The sequence below is a fragment of the Thermovibrio ammonificans HB-1 genome (assembly GCF_000185805.1).
Taxonomy (GTDB): domain Bacteria; phylum Aquificota; class Aquificia; order Desulfurobacteriales; family Desulfurobacteriaceae; genus Thermovibrio; species Thermovibrio ammonificans.
Genome location: NC_014926.1, coordinates 620,069 through 636,424, shown reverse-complemented (window position 1 = coordinate 636,424; position 16,356 = coordinate 620,069). Strand labels below are relative to the sequence as shown.

The 16,356-nt window shown below is 46.4% G+C and carries 15 protein-coding genes; 2 read left to right on the top strand and 13 right to left on the bottom strand.

The window, feature by feature from the left end; translation table 11 throughout:
* Positions 1-10 precede the first annotated feature (10 nt).
* The 4 genes from THEAM_RS03465 to THEAM_RS09430 all read right to left on the bottom strand — a co-directional run bounded on the left by THEAM_RS03465 (position 11) and on the right by THEAM_RS09430 (position 7,544).
* Positions 11-1,669, bottom strand: a complete 1,659-nt coding sequence (locus THEAM_RS03465) for a carbon starvation CstA family protein (protein WP_013537438.1) — start codon at positions 1,667-1,669, stop codon at positions 11-13.
* A 33-nt stretch (positions 1,670-1,702) separates the two neighbouring features.
* A complete protein-coding gene (locus THEAM_RS03460; RefSeq protein ID WP_013537437.1) occupies positions 1,703-3,670 on the bottom strand; it encodes an EAL domain-containing protein in 1,968 nt (655 codons plus the stop codon).
* Positions 3,671-3,777: 107 nt separating this feature from the next.
* On the bottom strand, positions 3,778-6,981 hold the full coding sequence (locus tag THEAM_RS03455; protein WP_013537436.1) for a BadF/BadG/BcrA/BcrD ATPase family protein: 3,204 nt from the start codon (positions 6,979-6,981) through the stop codon (positions 3,778-3,780).
* Positions 6,978-7,544, bottom strand: coding sequence for a TetR/AcrR family transcriptional regulator (locus tag THEAM_RS09430; protein WP_013537435.1), 567 nt, complete (start codon positions 7,542-7,544; stop codon positions 6,978-6,980). Before THEAM_RS09430 ends, THEAM_RS03455 begins: the two co-directional genes overlap by 4 nt.
* Positions 7,545-7,626: 82 nt before the next feature.
* On the opposite strand from THEAM_RS09430, the gene THEAM_RS03445 reads away from it, so the two are divergent.
* Positions 7,627-8,148, top strand: coding sequence for a DNA-directed RNA polymerase omega subunit family protein (locus THEAM_RS03445; protein WP_013537434.1), 522 nt, complete (start codon positions 7,627-7,629; stop codon positions 8,146-8,148).
* Here THEAM_RS03445 and THEAM_RS03440 read toward each other — a convergent pair.
* Together THEAM_RS03440 and THEAM_RS03435 are read right to left on the bottom strand one after the other, a co-directional pair.
* Positions 8,142-8,657 (bottom strand): PH domain-containing protein, encoded by a 516-nt coding sequence (locus tag THEAM_RS03440; protein WP_013537433.1) that lies wholly within the window; start codon positions 8,655-8,657, stop codon positions 8,142-8,144. The genes THEAM_RS03445 and THEAM_RS03440 overlap by 7 nt on opposite strands.
* Positions 8,650-9,837, bottom strand: a complete 1,188-nt coding sequence (locus THEAM_RS03435) for a pyridoxal phosphate-dependent aminotransferase (protein WP_013537432.1) — start codon at positions 9,835-9,837, stop codon at positions 8,650-8,652. The genes THEAM_RS03440 and THEAM_RS03435 overlap by 8 nt, the downstream gene beginning before the upstream one ends.
* Positions 9,838-9,915: 78 nt before the next feature.
* Here THEAM_RS03435 and THEAM_RS03430 point away from each other — a divergent pair, with 78 nt between their 5' ends.
* The gene (locus THEAM_RS03430; RefSeq protein ID WP_013537431.1) at positions 9,916-10,299 is read left to right on the top strand and encodes a TraR/DksA family transcriptional regulator; all 384 of its coding nucleotides are present in this window, start codon (positions 9,916-9,918) and stop codon (positions 10,297-10,299) included.
* 116 nt (positions 10,300-10,415) lie between these two features.
* Here THEAM_RS03430 and speD read toward each other — a convergent pair whose 3' ends face one another.
* From speD to THEAM_RS03395, 7 genes are all read right to left on the bottom strand, one after another.
* Positions 10,416-10,805, bottom strand: coding sequence for an adenosylmethionine decarboxylase (gene speD / locus THEAM_RS03425; protein WP_013537430.1), 390 nt, complete (start codon positions 10,803-10,805; stop codon positions 10,416-10,418).
* 72 nt (positions 10,806-10,877) lie between these two features.
* Positions 10,878-11,504: a sugar transferase gene (locus tag THEAM_RS03420; protein ID WP_013537429.1), complete on the bottom strand. Its 627-nt coding sequence runs from the start codon at positions 11,502-11,504 to the stop codon at positions 10,878-10,880.
* Between the two features lie 11 nt (positions 11,505-11,515).
* Positions 11,516-12,628, bottom strand: coding sequence for a glycosyltransferase family 4 protein (locus THEAM_RS03415; protein WP_013537428.1), 1,113 nt, complete (start codon positions 12,626-12,628; stop codon positions 11,516-11,518).
* A gap of 12 nt (positions 12,629-12,640) precedes the next feature.
* Complete coding sequence (locus tag THEAM_RS09425; protein ID WP_198005521.1) at positions 12,641-12,910, bottom strand: DapH/DapD/GlmU-related protein; 270 nt, start codon at positions 12,908-12,910, stop codon at positions 12,641-12,643.
* A 302-nt stretch (positions 12,911-13,212) separates the two neighbouring features.
* Entirely contained in the window at positions 13,213-14,262 is a 1,050-nt protein-coding gene (locus tag THEAM_RS09555; protein ID WP_013537426.1) for a glycosyltransferase family 4 protein, read from the bottom strand.
* On the bottom strand, positions 14,240-15,505 hold the full coding sequence (locus tag THEAM_RS03400) for an O-antigen polymerase (protein WP_013537425.1): 1,266 nt from the start codon (positions 15,503-15,505) through the stop codon (positions 14,240-14,242). The genes THEAM_RS09555 and THEAM_RS03400 overlap by 23 nt, the downstream gene beginning before the upstream one ends.
* Positions 15,480-16,352, bottom strand: coding sequence for a glycosyltransferase family 2 protein (locus THEAM_RS03395; protein ID WP_013537424.1), 873 nt, complete (start codon positions 16,350-16,352; stop codon positions 15,480-15,482). Before THEAM_RS03395 ends, THEAM_RS03400 begins: the two co-directional genes overlap by 26 nt.
* Between the last annotated feature and the right edge of the window lie 4 nt (positions 16,353-16,356).

The window sequence follows — 16,356 nt, the reverse complement described above, 5'->3', positions numbered from 1 at the left end:
AAAAACTCCCCTAACCCTCCTTCAACTTCCAAAGGGCAAGAAGCCCCTCGGCAAATATCCAGAGGGCCAAAAATAGCTGAACGAGGGCGGCAACCCCTATAACAGTCAACTTCCACTTAACGAAGAGCATCAGGAGGGCCCAAATAGTTATAACCGCCATAAAGAGGGCCGGAATACCCGCAACAAACCAGTAACGCCCCCTGCCTGTTTTTACGAGCCACACCATAACAACAAACAGCGCAAGGGCGGCTATAAGCTGGTTCGTGGCACCGAAAACGGGCCAGAGGGCCTTCCAAACGGGCAATAGCTTACCCGTGGCCGGGTCTTGGTACTTGGTAAACACCAGAAAGGCCGGAATAATCAGCGAGACTGCGGTGGCAACGAACCTGTTTTTAATACCGGTAAGCTCAGTAAAAACGTAGCGGGCAAGTCTGGTTCCCGTATCGGTACTGGTGAGAACAAAGGAAGAGAGGGCAAGCATTCCGAAGGCCACCCCGATACTCTCGGGAATGCCCAGGAACGACATGAAGCGGCCTATACCTGCACCGTAAATGGCGGCAACGTTTCTCTTGAGAACCTCAAACTCGCCGGAAGTTAAAACGGCAACGAATATCACAGACATTACGGCCACAATACCCTCAAGGAGCATAGCTCCGTAACCTACAACGAGGGCGTCGCTCTCTTTGTCGAGCTGTTTGCTGGTTGTTCCGGAGCCCACAAGGGAATGAAAGCCCGAAATGGAGCCGCAGGCTATCACAACGAAGAGCAGGGGAACAAGCGGCCCTATATCGCTGTTAAACCCCAAGAAGGGGACAAGGTGGGCCTCAACCTTCCCCGCAGAGAGCAAGATTCCCAAACCGGCGCCCAAAAGGGCTCCGTAGAGGAGAAAGCTGGAGAGGTAGTCCCTGGGCTGAAGGAGTATCCAAACGGGAGTGACCGAAGCAACCGCCACGTAGGCAAGCAGAATCCAGTTCCAAACTGTGGGAGATAGGTGTATCGAAAAGAGCTGACCAACGTAAACGGCTCCGTAAACGAGGAGGACGAAAACCGCCGTTGCCCACTTTAACGGCACCTGAAACCTGTAAACGGCAAGGCCGAAGAGAACGGCGAGGAAGATGTAAATAACAGCGGCAGTGGCAACTCCTCCGCCTATGGGAAGCTTCTGAACTACCTTCCCGCCCTCAACCAGGGGAACAGAGGCGTTAAAGGTTATCTGGGCAACGTTTATAAAAACGGCAACAACGTAAAGGAGGGCAAGCCAGATGAAGAGCTTAAACAGGAAACCGGCCCTCTTTGAGAGGTACGCTCCCCCGATTTCGGCTATGGAGCGGGCCTTATTCCTCACCGAAGCCACAAGGGCGCTCATGTCGTGAACGCCGCCTATAAAAACGTTCCCGATAAGCACCCACAGGTAGGCCGGCAACCACCCCCAGGAGGAGGCGGCGGTTATGGGGCCGACTATCGGGCCCGCTCCCGCAATCGAGGAGAAGTGGTGACCGAGCAGAACGGGAGCCGGCGCCGGCACGTAATCTACGCCGTCTCTGAGCTCGTGGGCAGGGGTTTTGCGACTGTCGTCAAGGGCAAAGACCTTCCTCTTCAGGAAAGAGCCGTAAAACCTGTAGGCAAGCCCGAAGAAAACAAGGGCAAAGAGGAAGAGAGCAACAACCATAACACCCTCCTTGGGGCGTTAGTATAGCACAGCTTACACAACGAGCTGGGGCTTGCCGAAGTAGTAACCCTGAAAGAGCTCAACCCCCATCTCCTTCAGCAACTTGAATATCTCCTCACTCTCCACAAACTCGGCTATCGTTTTTATTCCCAGGGAGTTCGCCATACTGACTATGGTTCTTACAACCTTTACGGCCTTATCGGAAGTTGTGAGCCTTTTAACGTAACTGCCGTCTATCTTCAGGTATTTCACCGGCACGAGCTCAACCAGGTCTATGAACTTTGAGAAGGAGGAGTAACCGTTTCCGAAGTCGTCTATGGCAAGGGGGAGGTTAAACTCCCTGAAGAAATCGACTATCGGGAGGAAGGCCTCGAGGGCGGCCTGCTCCGTTATCTCAAAACCGAAGTTCAGGCCGAGGCCGCTCTCAACAAGGGAGCGGGTAAGCTCCCTCAGCTGCGAGCCCGAACGCTTACCCGTAAGGGTAACGGGACTGAGGTTGAAGAAGATGGACTTCCCCTTAAACAGGTGGACGTTCTGTTGAACCTTTTTAAGAACCAGTATGTCGAGCCGGTCTATCAGGTTGTAGTCGTAGAGGAGGTCTATGAACTTGTAGGCGGGCACTATGTTGCCCTCGTCGTCCTTGAACCTTACAAGGGCCTCCCAGTGTTCAACTTTGCCGTCGGGGGAGTAGATGCCCTGAAGGGCTATACCAACCCTTTCGAGCACAAGGCTCTCTACAATTCCCTTGTAGAGGTTTTTAAGGATGATTACCTCCCTCTTCTCCTCCTCGGAGGAGAGGTCGAGGGTGAACAGCTCCCCCACCCTGCGCTTACTCTCCCTAATGGCGAGCCTGACGGCGCTCGATATGGCGTCTTTGTCTCCCGAGAGCTCCTGGGGAACCTTTATCAAAAAGCCAGAGATGTCTACGTCGGTTGGAAGCTCCCTGAACCTCCTTTTGAGTTTGAGCCTGATGCGCTTAAAGAGACCTTCAAAATCTATGCCGCTTAACTTCCCCTCAACGAGAACGCACACGGCGCTGTGGAAGCAGCGGAAAACGGCGTAAGAGCTTCCCTGAAACTTGGCCTGAAGGGCCGAGTCTATGTAGCGGAATATCTCGTCGCCTACGTTGTAGCCGAGGGCCCTGTTGATGCTCGACAGGTGCTTAGGGTCAAGGGCGAAGAGGACAAAGGGCCCCTTTTCGGAGGCAAGGAAGTTGACTATATCCTCGAGCCTGACGGCGTTCTTACCCCTCTCTATCTGAACGAACAGGTGGATGAGCTTCTCAAGGGTGTGGTAGAAGTTAACGAGTGTAAGGTAGGCCGAGAGGTAGTTCCCCCTTTTGAAGTACTCCTTAAACAGGTTTTCGTGGGTGTGAACCGCCTCGTGGAGGAGCTCAAGCTGCCGCCTTATTCCGTGTTTAGAGGAAACCAGCCGAAACTCCAAGGTGTCAAACAGCTGAGAGAGGGGGCAGTTCCGCTCTGTTATGGTATCCCCCTCTCCGTAGAGCACCTTCCTTATCCGCAGGAAGAGCTGGAACATCGTTCTGACCGAGGAGCGGCTCACCGACTCCCTAAGGAAGAAGCGCTCCTTGGCAGATACAGACTCGTAGATAAAGCCCAGGGCAACGTAGTTTGTAACTTTCCTTACAAAGGCGAGGAAGAGGGAGAACTCCTCCGAGAAGGTGCTCCTTGAGGCGAAGTCTATGGAGTCAAAGAGCAGGGAGTTAAAGGCGTTCACAACAACGGAAACGGGAAGGTTCTTCCGGAATATCCTCCTGCCGAGCTCAACGGCCTCGCTTTTAAAGGCGTCGTCTTGGCCGGAGAGGAAGAGTTCAAGGAGCCGGCTGACCTTTGGTATAAGCGAGCGGCAGAAAGCGTCGGTGTTGCCGTTTATACCTATGTGCTTCCTGAGTATCTCCGAAAGCGACTCGGTGTAGCGTTTACAGTGGTCTTCAAAGAAGGAGAGAATTTCTGAGTGAAGCTCTGTATCCATACCCTCCATCTCTCCCTGGTAAGTTTAATGCGCATAAAGCTTCATTCCCCAATTAATAATAGTGAATCTTTGTTCATTTTCAAAGATAGAATAGCGTTTAATCAGAAAAAGGCGGTCTAAACCGCCACCTCCTCCTTCAAAGTGCCAAACTCTTTCGCCATTCTCTCCTTCAGGAAGTAGTCTATGGTCTCAACCCTAATCTTTATGGAGCCGGCGGGCCTGTTCTCGTCTATCTCGTGGAAGGTAAAGTAAGGAGTACCCGTTTTCTCCACTATCTCCTCTATAACGGAGTAGATGGGGGCATCGTGGCCGCACCTGAAGGAGGAGAGGTCCAGGAGGGCCAAGTTCGGGTGGTTGGCACCGTAAAGGGCGGCCCACACCTTCCTGCTGCTGTTCTCGCTGTAGGCCTTCTTCCAAACGTGGCGAATCTTAAAGGGGTCTTGGCCTTTAAAAACCTTCTTCAAGAACTCCTCTTTAAGGGGAAGGGAGTCTATGGTGAGTATCGGGTAGCCGAGCTTCTGAAGCTCCTTGGTAATGCCGTGGTTTATGCCGGGGTCGTTGTGGTAGGGCCTTCCCAAAACAAGTATGGCAATACGGCCCTCAGCCTCCACTTTTCTGAGGATTTTCTCCCCCAGGGAGCGAAGCTCCCGGTAGTAGCTATCAAGGGCCTTGAACCCCTCGTCAACGGCCCTGTCGCTCTCTTTCCGGGTAAGGTTCAAAAGCTCTTTAAAGGCCTCGAACATCTCCCACTTCAAAAGCTCCTCGTCGTCGAAGTGAAGGAGCGGGTCTAAGAAGGTTATCCCCTTCTCCTTGAAGATGTCCTCTTCCTTTGTAAGAACCGACTTTACCGATATGGGAGTTGCCGTTACGGTGGGGCAGGCGTGAGAGCCTTCGGCGTCTTTGAAGAGGCTCTTCAGCGTTGCCACCTTTGGAAAGAGGATAACGTCGGGGGACTTCTTCAAGAGGTTCCTAACGTGGGCAAGGGCCACTTTACTGGGGAAGCACGGGTCTATGGCCCCGCCCCTGAGCTCCTCCCTGACTAGCTTCTCGCTGGTGTAGTCCGAGAAGATGAACTTCTCAACCCCGAGGGCCTCAAGGTAACCCCTGAAGAAGGGGGCAAGGGCGTAGAAGTTCAAAACCCTGGGGATGCCAACTTTCAAGCTCCTCCGCTTCTCTATAACGCCCGTTCTCGGCACAAGGCCAAAGAGCTTCCGCTGGTAAACTCTTTCCACCGGGAAGCTCTCAAACACCCTCTTCGCGGCGTACTCCTGGAGGTTGGGGTTCTCCTGCTCTACCTGCTTCAGCCTCCCGAGAACCGACTTGACCCCTTCAAGGTCCAGAGCCGTCCCCTTCTCACAGGGAGCAATTATGTAGGTTCTCTCGCCGGAAGAGGTTGAAACGGTTATGAAGGTCCTCTGGCACCTATTGGTACAGAAGTGGCAGCGGGTCGTTTCATCGCTCTTAACGGTAAACTCCATAGAGAGGAGCCTATCTACACCTACGAAGCGGGTTGAACCGGTGTAGTTTCTCATGGCCAAAACGGCGGCCCCGAAGGCTCCCGCCTCACCCGTTATGGGGTGGACGAAAACTTCGGCGTCGGGGACCCTTTCCTTTATGAAATCGTACTGGGCTTTAACTGCCGCAAGGTTCTTCTGAGTGCCTCCCTGTAACAGGAAACGCCGCCCGAGCTTTCTCAGGTTCGGCTCCTTAACAACGTAGAGCCAGATGTTCTTGGGGAGCACTTTAGCAAGGCCGGCCATAATCTCGTGGGGCTCCCAGCCGAGCCTCTGGAAGTTGACTATATCCTGTTCAAGGAAAACGGCACAGCCGAAGTTGAACCTTGGGGCAAACTCGGCCCTAAAGGCGACATCTGCAAACTCCTCTACCCTGTAGCCGAACTTCTCGGCGGTAGACTGGAGGAAGTAGCCGTTACCTGCAGAACACTGGGTATTGAGCTTAAAGTCCTTTACCTCCCCGTTTCGGAGCATCATAACCTTAATATCCTGACCGCCAACGTCTACTATAACGTCGATATCGGAGAAAAAGTGCTGAGCGGAAACGGTGTGGGCAACGGTCTCCACAACGGCAACGTCTGCCCCTATCGTCTCTTTAAGCATCTCCTTGGCGTAGCCGGTAACCCCAACGGAGAGCACCTCTAAAGTCGCTCCCTGCCCCTCAACGCTCTCCTTCAGTTGCCCTACAATCTCCTTAACGTCGGCCAAGGGGTTACCCTTAGAGAGGGTGTAGGCGGTGGCTATGAGCTCTCCCCTTTCGTCTATGAGAACGGCCTTGGTAGAGGTTGAACCGCCGTCTATTCCCAGGAAAGCCCTGACCTTCTCGCCCGGCTTAAAGGTTTTGGGTTTAAAAGGCTTAACGGCATAGCGCTCCTTAAACTCCCGGAGGCTCTCGCCCGGCTTTAAAAGCCCCCTCTCGCCGGTCTTCCTCTTCATCTCCTTCAGGTAAACCGCCCTGAAGGTGACAAGCCCCTCTTTACCCTTGTAGGGGCTCTCCTCGTAAGAGCCGTAGAGGGCAGCGCCGAAGGCGGCATAGAACTGTGAGAGCTTCGGCAGCAGTATGGAATCTGAGTCAAACTCTATCCCCTTCTCCTGCCACATCCTCTCAAGGTGGTAGCGCCACGCCCCCACAAGGGCCGGGAAGAAGGTGTTGGGCCCGCCGAGGAGCAGAACCTTGGGCCTTAGGGTGTAACCCCTTGTAAGAACGGCAAGGTTCTGAACCACTATGGCGTTAAAGAGCGATATGAGGAGCTCGTCCGACGGAACGCCGGCCTTCTGGAGGGAGTTTATGTCGGTCTCTGCAAAAACGCCGCACTTTGCGGCAACCGGGTGAACCTTATCGGGGTCGAACTCTATGGAAGTGGCAACCTCTAAGGGGAGCTTCAGCTTGTTCACTATTCGGTCTATCGTGGCCCCCGTGCCGCCGGCACACTTGTCGTTCATAGTGGTTACCTTTCGGCGCTTCCCCCCCGACTCAAGCCAGAAAATCATCTTGGCGTCCTGGCCGCCCAGCTCAACTACCGAGTTAACGTCGGGGTGGAGGGTTTCCACGGCAAGGCTTACCGCGTTAACCTCCTGAACGAACTTTACCCCCAAGGCCTTTGCTATGTCGGCGCCGCCGCTGCCCGTCATGAAAAGGTGGAACTCGCCCCCGGCAAGCTCCTCAAACTTCTCAAGGAGCTCAAGGACCCTCTCACTCTGACGGGCCTCGTGCCTCTTGTAACTCTTAAAAAGGACGTTTCCGCTGTCGTCTAAGAGAACGCCCTTAACGGTGGTTGAGCCTACGTCTATACCCGCTCTTATCATCTCTCCTCCAGAAGGCCTGCTCTGCCTATGGCGAGAAGCTCATCAACAGCTCCTTCAATATCGGGAGACTCCTGCTCTATAAGGAGCTTCCCCACCTCCATAAACGCCCCCACAATTGCCCGGGCAACAATCTCCGGATTGCAACGCCTAACAACCCCCATCTCCATACCCGTTTTTACGGCGTGCTCCACAAGGGCGTAAACCTTGAGGAAGAACTCCTCAAGGACAGCGTCGAACCGGGGGTTCAGCTTGTAAGGGTGGTAGAAAACGAGCCGGGCAAGGTCTCTGTCTTCAACCATTAGCTCCAGAACACCCTTCAAGTTCTCCCTCAGCTGGGCAAAAGGGTCGTCGGGAGAGACAAGCTTCAGCCTGCTCGAAAGCTCCTCAACAACCTGCTCAAGAACCCTTCTGTAGATGTCGTCTTTATTCTTGAAGTACTGGTAGAAAGTCCCCCGGGCTATACCGAGGCTCTCAACGATATCGCTTACAGTTGTGTCGTAAAAGCCCCGCCTCGAAAAGAGCGTTTTAGCTGCAAGGAGAAGCTCCCTCTCCCGCTTCCTCACGGCCACCTCTGAACTGACGTGTCAGTTCAGTATAAATTAATACCTGTAGTGTTAGAATTTCAACAAACCGGTGGGGTGAGCCATGAAAAGAGCCGCTTTACTCATTTTGCTGCTGCCGGCCTTCTCCTGCGTTACCCAGCAGGAGAACCGGAAAATCACAGAGCTTCAGGCCCAAATCCAAATCCTCCAGGCCAAAAACGAAAACCTCCAGAAAGAGATATCCCAGCTCCAGCAGAAGCTAACAGCACTCAAACAGGAGCTTCCCGCCCTCAAAACGGCCCTAAACAACCTCCAGGAGAAGAACGCCCGGCTGGAGAGGGAGCTTCTGCTGTCAACAAGGAAAGTCTCCGAAAAACAGGTTGTAACCGTAAGGGAGCTCCGCAGGGAAATGGTGAACCGCACCCTCAAACTGGAAAGGAAGGTAGAGGGAATAAAGAGAGAGCTTCCGCAGCTCAAAAACTGCTGCAGCCAAAACAGCGCTCAGATAGAGGAGCTGAAAAAGCAGGTGGCAGAGCTTCAGTCCCAGGTGGAGCAGATTATCCAGAAGCTCAACTCCCTGAAACTCCCCTCCATAAAAATAGAGAAGGTGAAGCCGGCTCACTGAAGGGCCGACTTCACCACAATGCCTATCAGAACCACCGCAGCCACTATGAGAATTGCAGGCGACAGGTAAGAGCGGCGAAAACCCTTTGCAACTTCCCAGTAGTTCTCGCTTAAACTCCCCTTAGGGGCCTTTTCCCCTACAAGCCTGACAATCTCGGGAAACTCCTCAAAAGAGTCGTCTACAACGGCAAGGGTGCCGTCTTTCGACTCCACAAACAGGAAGTACTTCCTCCCGGGAACAAGGGAAACGGAAACAACGTCCTGCCACCTTATCTCCTTCCTGCCCGTAAGGCCGAAAACCTCTATTCCCTGCTCCGTAACCCTGACCCGCTTTTTCACCAAGAAGAAAAAGTAACCGAAAACCGGCAGAACCAAAACGGCCAGGATAAAAGCCGAGAAGTTAACTCCTCCCGCCCTGTGAACCAAAAAGGCGATAAAGAGGGCGTAGGCCACAACCAGCAGCCCGTAGCTCAGAAAAGTCAGCCTGTCGGTTCTAAAGACCCTATCCATTGAGCCTCCGCTCAACGGCCTCTTTAAACCTCCTAAGCCCCTCCTCTATGTTCTCCATAGAGGTAGCGTAAGAGAGCCTCAGGTAACCCGGGTATCCAAAGGCAGAGCCGGGAACAACCGCAATCTTGGCCTCACTAAGAAGGAACTCGGCAAGGGCCCAGTCGTCCTTGAAGTTACCGAGCTTCAAAAGCTCCTTAACGTTGGGGAAGGCGTAAAAAGCCCCTTTAGGCATCAAACAGCTTACTCCCGGAATAGAGTTGAGGGTCTCAACCATGTAACGGCGCCGCTGGTCAAAGGCCTCAAGCCACTCCTTCAGGAAATCTTTGGGCTTTGTGAGGGCCGCAACGGCAGCTTTCTGGGCTATTGAGTTAACGTTGGAGATAGACTGGGAGTTTATCTTTATCATCGCATCGATTATCTCCTTAGGCCCGGCGGCGTAGCCAACCCTCCAGCCGGTCATGGAAAAGGCCTTGGAAAGGGCGTTGATGGTTACAGTAACGGCCTTAATCTCCTCAGAGAGCGAAGCGATACTGGTGTGCTTAAAGCCGTCGTAGGTCAGGTACTCGTAACACTCGTCGGAGGCGATGAGAATGCCCCTCTCGGCACAGAACTCCCCTATGCGCTGAAGCTCCTCTTTGGGTATAACACTTCCCGTGGGGTTATGGGGCGTACACAGTATCACCATCTTGGTCTTAGAGGTCACCGCCGGCTTCAACTCCTCAAGGGTAAGGGCAAAACCCTTAATCTCCTTAGTCTCAACGAAAACGGGCCTGCCGCCTGCAAACTTAACCTGCTCCGGGTAAGTCACCCAGTAGGGAGCCGGAATGATAACCTCGTCCCCCTCATCCACAACAGAAAGCATCAGGTTGAAAAGGGCCTGCTTGGCTCCGTCGGTTATAACAACCTGTTCGGGCTCGTAGCTTATACCGTTTTCCCTCTCGAGCTTATCGGCAACGGCCCTGCGAAGCTCGGGGATACCGGCCGGCGGCGTGTACTTGGTAAAGCCCATATCTATGGCTTCCTTGGCCGCCTCCTTTATATGGTAAGGGGTATCGAAATCGGGCTCCCCGGCTCCGAAGCCTATAACGTCAACCCCTTTAGCCTTCAACTCCTTGGCCTTACTCGTAATGGCCATAGTAGGAGACGGAGACATATTAAGAACACGCCTTGAAAGCTTCATAGCTCCCTCCAATAAAATTGTCGTTGACATTTTACTATCTACCCATAACTTTCCCTTCAAACAACGGAGGAGGTAGGAATGAAAGGGAATAGATGCCTTACAGGTGAACAGATACAGGAACTTAAAGAGATACTACTTCAGAAGAAAAAAGAAGTTATGGAAGATATCAAAAGAGGGCTTGAGGCAAACGCCCAGGCGGAAAGGGAAATCGGAGACATCGTAGACATGTCGACCGATGAGTTCCTCAGAACCTTCGAAATGAGAATCAGAGACCGAGAGGCCAAGTACCTGAAGAAGATAGAGAAAGCCCTCCAAAAAATCGAAGACGGCACCTACGGCATCTGCGAAAAGTGCGGTGCCTGCATAGGGTACGAAAGGCTAAAGCTAAGGCCAGTTGCAGAGCTCTGTATAAAGTGCAAGCTCGAACAGGAGAAGTTCGAAAGGAAATTCGGGGAGGAGTAATCCTCTTCAGCTTTATCAGAGATAAGCTAAGGAACCTAATTTCCACAGAACAGACCCTATAAAAACAAATGGCCCCGCGGAGGCGGGGCCATAAAAACTCTCAGCCTACCACCAACTCAGCCTACACTGACACAGAAGGTAACCTCTTCCTCTTCGTTAACAACCCCTCTAAAGTGAACGTCTTTCTCAACCCTTTCGGGCTGAAGCTTCTCTACTATGTAATCAAACGCCTTAAAAGCGTTCTCGTGGTCGCCGCAGGTATAAACATCTATGGCAACGTAGCCGTGCTCTGGCCAAGTGTGGAAAGAGAGGTGAGATTCGGAAATCACAACAACCCCCGTCGCCCCGTAGGGCTCAAACTGGTGGTAGTAGGCTGAGAGCTTGTTGAGGTTGGCGTGCCTTACCGCCCCCTCAAAAACCTCTGCCATCTTTTCGGCAGACTTCAAAATCTCCGGGTCGCACCCGTAGAGGTCTGCTACAATGTGGACGCCGAGGGTCTTGGCCATTTTTCCATCCTCCCTATCGGTATTTACGCGGAAGATAGTATATACTCTCAGCACCTTCTAAACAACTTAAATTCAGTAAGCCCCCTTCCCAGTAAGCATAACCCAGATAGTTTTCAAAATAATTTTAATATCCAACCAAAGAGATTGGTTTTTCACATACCAAACATCCATTTCTACCCTTTTCTCGTAATCTTCTATATCGCTTCTTCCTTCAACCTGCCAATAACCCGTTATGCCGGGTTTTACAGATAGGTAATATTTCGCTTTATCCTTATAGAATTTTTCCAATTCTTCTTTTACAACCGGTCTTGGTCCAACAACGCTCATGTCTCCCTTCAGGACATTAAAAAATTGTGGGAGCTCATCTAAACTTGTCTTCCTCAAAAACTTACCAATAGGGGTAATTCGAGGATCATTTTTTAGTTTAAACTTTTTCTTCCACTCTTCTCTAGCCTTAGCATCTTTTTCTAAAAGTTTCTTCAATCTTTCTTCAGCATCTGGATACATACTTCTAAACTTTATTACTTCAAACTCTTTACCTTCACATCCGACCCGACGATGTTTAAAAAAAACAGGACCTCTATCTACAAATTTAATTATCACAGCAATAGTTAAATAAATAGGCGACAAAAGCAAGATTACAAAAGATGAAAAAATAACATCAAAAACTCGTTTTTGAAAAGAACTACACTTCGACATGCTCCCCCCTCCTAGAATTCTACTATCCGCGAAATAAAATCACTAAACTCTTTCTTAAATCTTTCTTTTGAAAACATCTCAGCGTGTTTTCTTATCTCCAAAGGATCAAAAGAATCTTGAATACTTTCAAATTTAGCAACAGCCTTTGCAATATCCTCAGGCGTCTGACGATAAAAGTACAACCCAGTTTTACCTTCAATCACAGTTTCAAGAACCCCCCCCTTCCCATAGGCAATTACAGGAGTCCCACACGCCTGAGCTTCTACAGGTAGAATTCCAAAATCCTCTTCAGCAGCAAATATAAAGGCCCTAGCTTTCTCCAAATAATACTTAAGCTTTTCAAAAGACTGATAACCTAGAATCTCAACATTTGGTGTAGCCATCTTTTTTATTTTCTTCATATCTGGACCATCACCTATAACGATAAGCTTTCTATCCCTTAAAGAAGGCAAAGCAAAAGCCTTAACTATAATATCTATTTTTTTATAAGGTACTAAACGTGAAGCAGTAAGATAGAAATCCTCTTTTTCAGAAACCATAGAGAATTTATCAACATCAACAGGCGGGTAAATTACTTCCGCCTTTCTCCTATAGACTCTCCAAATCCTTCTTCTCACATAGTTAGAATTAGCAATAAAATAATCTACTCTATTAGCCGTACTAGCATCCCAAAGTCTTATGTAATGTAGTATAAACTTTGCTATTGTACCTCTTAATCCAGATTCAAGTCCACCTTCTCTCATATAAGAAAAATACAGGTCCCAAGCGTATCTAATAGGAGTATGGCAATAACAAATATGAAGTTGTTCTGGCCCAGTTAGAACACCCTTAGCTACAGCATGAGATGATGAGATGATAATATCATAATCAAATAAATCAAATTGTTCTATTGCAAGAGGAAATAGAGGTAAATATAACCTATACTTCCTCTTTCCAAACGGGAGAGATTGTATAAAAGATGTATGTATATTAGCATTCTCAAAGAGTGAACCCTTTAGGTTATCCTTATCTACCACCAAGGTATAAATCGGAGCCTCATAAAGTTCATAAAGAGCAGCTAAAACCCTCTCCGCTCCAGCCAACGTAACTAACCAATCATGCACAAAAGCCAGATTTAAATTCATAGAAAAACTTCCTCAGAGTATTTTTCTTTCCTTAATTTCAAAACTTTGCTTAGAAAACTTAATAACAGAATTATCCGGTACATCAAATGTAACAACTACATTTGCCCCGATAACACAATTAGTTCCAATAGTCACTTTACCTAGAACTTTTGCCCCTGCTCCCAAAATCGTACTTCTTCTAATGCAAGGAAATCCATCTTGCTTGCCAATTCCTTTTATACCCAAGGTAACCTGATGATATATTATACAGTTTTCTTCCACAGTAACACCAGCTCCAATCACTATCCCCACTCCATGAATAATTATAATTCCTCCTTCTATATTCGCGCGATAATCAATGTCTATTCCATAAACAATTTAGATAATTCTTGATAAAATTAAAGGAATAATAGGAACTTTCAAAAGTTAGAAAAACCGAGAAACTCTATAAAAACATAACGCGTGAAATCCTCTATTAGAGAGTACTGCTTTAAGATAAGACACTTTATATCGCTCATCAAAAACTTCAAATCTTTTTTACAATTTCGATACAATTCTTTAAAAGCTTCTATCCACGTCATATTACCCCCTCATAAACAAAGACACTAATACCCTAATTCCTCAATCACACTTACCAACTTCTTAACAGAATTTTCCCATGTAAATCTCTTCACTCGCTTCAATCCTTTCGAAATCAACTCTTTCTGTAACACATCATCCTCCAAAACACATCTAATCCCATTAGCTATATCATCCACACTAAAAGGATTAATATAATAAGCAGCATCACCGCAAACTTCAGGCAAACTAGCCACATTAGAAACTATAACCGGAGTTCCACAAGCCATAGCCTCAAGAGGTGGTAAGCCAAAACCTTCATACACAGAAGGATAAATAAACAATTTAGCTCTCTGATACAGCTTAACCAATTCTTCATCTGTCAAATAACCTGTTATTTTAACATTAGAAAGATTTCTTATCAAAGCTTCGAGTTTAGAATTACGAAATATTTTACTTTGTTGTCCTACTATAAAAAGTGTATAATCATGTAAATTAAGTTTTTTAAAAGCATCAATCAACCTAAGCAAGTTTTTTCTAGGATCTAAAGAACCTACAGCTAGCACAATATTCTCTTTTTCTACACACGGATCATAAAAAAACTTCTCTGAAACAGCATTGTAAATAACAGTTATCCTTTCTGGGGATACACCTAAAAAGTTAACGATCTCTTCCCTTGAGAAATGACTAACAGTTAAAACTCTAAGAGAATTTTTAACTATCCTTGGAATAAGAAAACTATACCACTTTGCAAAAGAAGCGCTAAAACATTCAGGATAACGCAAAAACGCCAAATCATGAACAGTAACAATTTGATATCTCTTAAATAAAGGTGCTGTATTAGCCAAATTAAGAAGAAGTTTATTTCGTGAAGCTAAAGGCAAGTACAACTGTTCCCAAAACTGTCCGTTTAAGTATCCCTGCTTAACTACATAGTCTGTACTCAATTCTGAGTAAGATTCATTTAAAGGTACGTTTGGAGTTAGTAATTTTATACTCCTATTTATCAGGATTAACCTTTTAGAAAGTTCAAAAGCAAATCTTTGAACACCTGTAAGTTGCTGAGTTAAAAATCTACCGTTGATAACTACACCCATCGCCAAATCTTACCATAGCTTCTTTTATTTCATAAATGACATACAGCAAGATCAAAATAGTATAAGCATAGTATACTCGTGAGGAAAGTACATACAATACTCTATATGACTGAAATAGAAAAACTAAAAAGATTGGATAGAAAACAACACCCAAAAATGAACCTTTCTTGTAAGAAAAGTACATAATCTTGGATAACCAGCCTAATATAAAAGCTATAACTGGACTAAATATTCCCCAATCATAATACAGAACACCCCAGGCAGATTTATTATTATACTCAGGATTGGCAAAGTCTTCAAGCAAATCAACATATTCAATAGATGATTGCAATTGAATATGAAATAATTTATACAAAAATGATAAAGAATGGGGAAGAAAATCCACCAAGGGAACGAATTTATCAAATATAAGAAAACCATTATTAACAGTAGTAACAAAATACATAATAAGTCTATAAAATAGAAATTCTAAGGGAGTATAGGTAGAATTATAAGTCGGTGATAAATATGATCTAAATAACTCAGTTGCCCAAAGGACAAAAAACAAAAGAACAGCCATTGTCAGTAAATACTTTAATTTATAAGGTCTATACCTCAAATATACAAAAATCATTGGAATAAAGACTTCTATAAATGCCAGCCTTTCACCAAAAAAAACGACTCGAGGAATAGCTAAGATTAACGGTAAAAGAGAAAATAATAAATATCTTCTCTTTTTTAAGAAAAGATATAAAATCATGAATAAAATAGAAGCTGCTATCCCAAACTGTGTCAGAGTCGTTATTCCAGTTATCATACTTTCCTTTAGAAGTTCTCGGGTCTTATATGCTCCAAAAACAACGAATAATTGCAACACCTCTGGAAAGTTCACAAGAAACTTTCTAAACCAAACTAAATATCCAAGCACGCATAAAAATAACGATAAATAGGATAAAGTCATCCACTCACGTTTTATCATCAACATAACTCTATCAACTGGAGGAGACAACGAAAATTTAGGCGGCATTAAAACCCCCGCAATAAAAGAAAAAGTTAAAGTTAAATACCAAAACAACCCTTTAAAAGAAAGAATTTTAGATTCAGATGCAAAGTCCTGGACCAACTTATTAGGCACAACAATAAAGAGCATTAAAGCTAAGAAATTCCAGACAAGAACCTGAAATGCAGGGTTCGTTAGCAATAATAACAATCTCAAACTTCTACAATAAACACAAACTCTAATATTTAAACGTCTTTCTGGCATACTTAAACCCTTGAATAGCTCCTTTTAATCTTAAATAATATTTCCTAAACTTATAACCATCACATAGCAATATGTGAAGTAGCATACCTATAAAAGCCCTACCCAAATAATTAAGAGCGTAAGGTAATATACATAAATTTTTAAGCTTTATGTGTTTATTAAGTAAAGCTCCAAAGCCAAGAGCGTAAGAATAAACCTTTTCAAGATCTGGATTTCTTTTGTCAGGATGATAAACAAGAATATTAGAATTATAAAAAATCCTGTATTTATTAAATAAAGCTCTTAAAACTAAATCACCACTTTCTTCTGAAGCAAAAAAGGTGCCCACCCCCAAATTCTCATCAAATCCCCCTAAGCGGAGTAGAACATCTCTTTTCCAGAAGAGATTGAATTCTATAGTTCTCCTATAAAAATTGAAACAACTGACCTCTCCTGATACATCAGGGAAATTCAATAAAGCTGGTTTTTCTCTAACAGGATCCAACACCTTAACAGCTAAAGCGTCATAATCTTGATTTACACTAAAGAAAGTTAGCACTTTATCTAAGGTATTCTTAGATAAAAAAGAATCATCATCAGGAAAGTTTACATACTCTCCCATAGCGAATTTAAGCCCGTAATTCCTAGCTCTTGCAGCACCTTTAAAGTTAACCTTTAAGTGTTTTATTAAAAAACTCGTACTATACCTACCAATCACAGAACTAAGTCTTGAATCTTCATTTTGATCTACAATAATTACTTCTAAGGAAGTAAGAGGTATTGTTTGATATTTTATGCTGTTTAACAACCTATCTAACTCCCGAACCCTTCCAAGAGTAGGGATAACCAAAGAAAAAGTCTTTCTCAAGTTC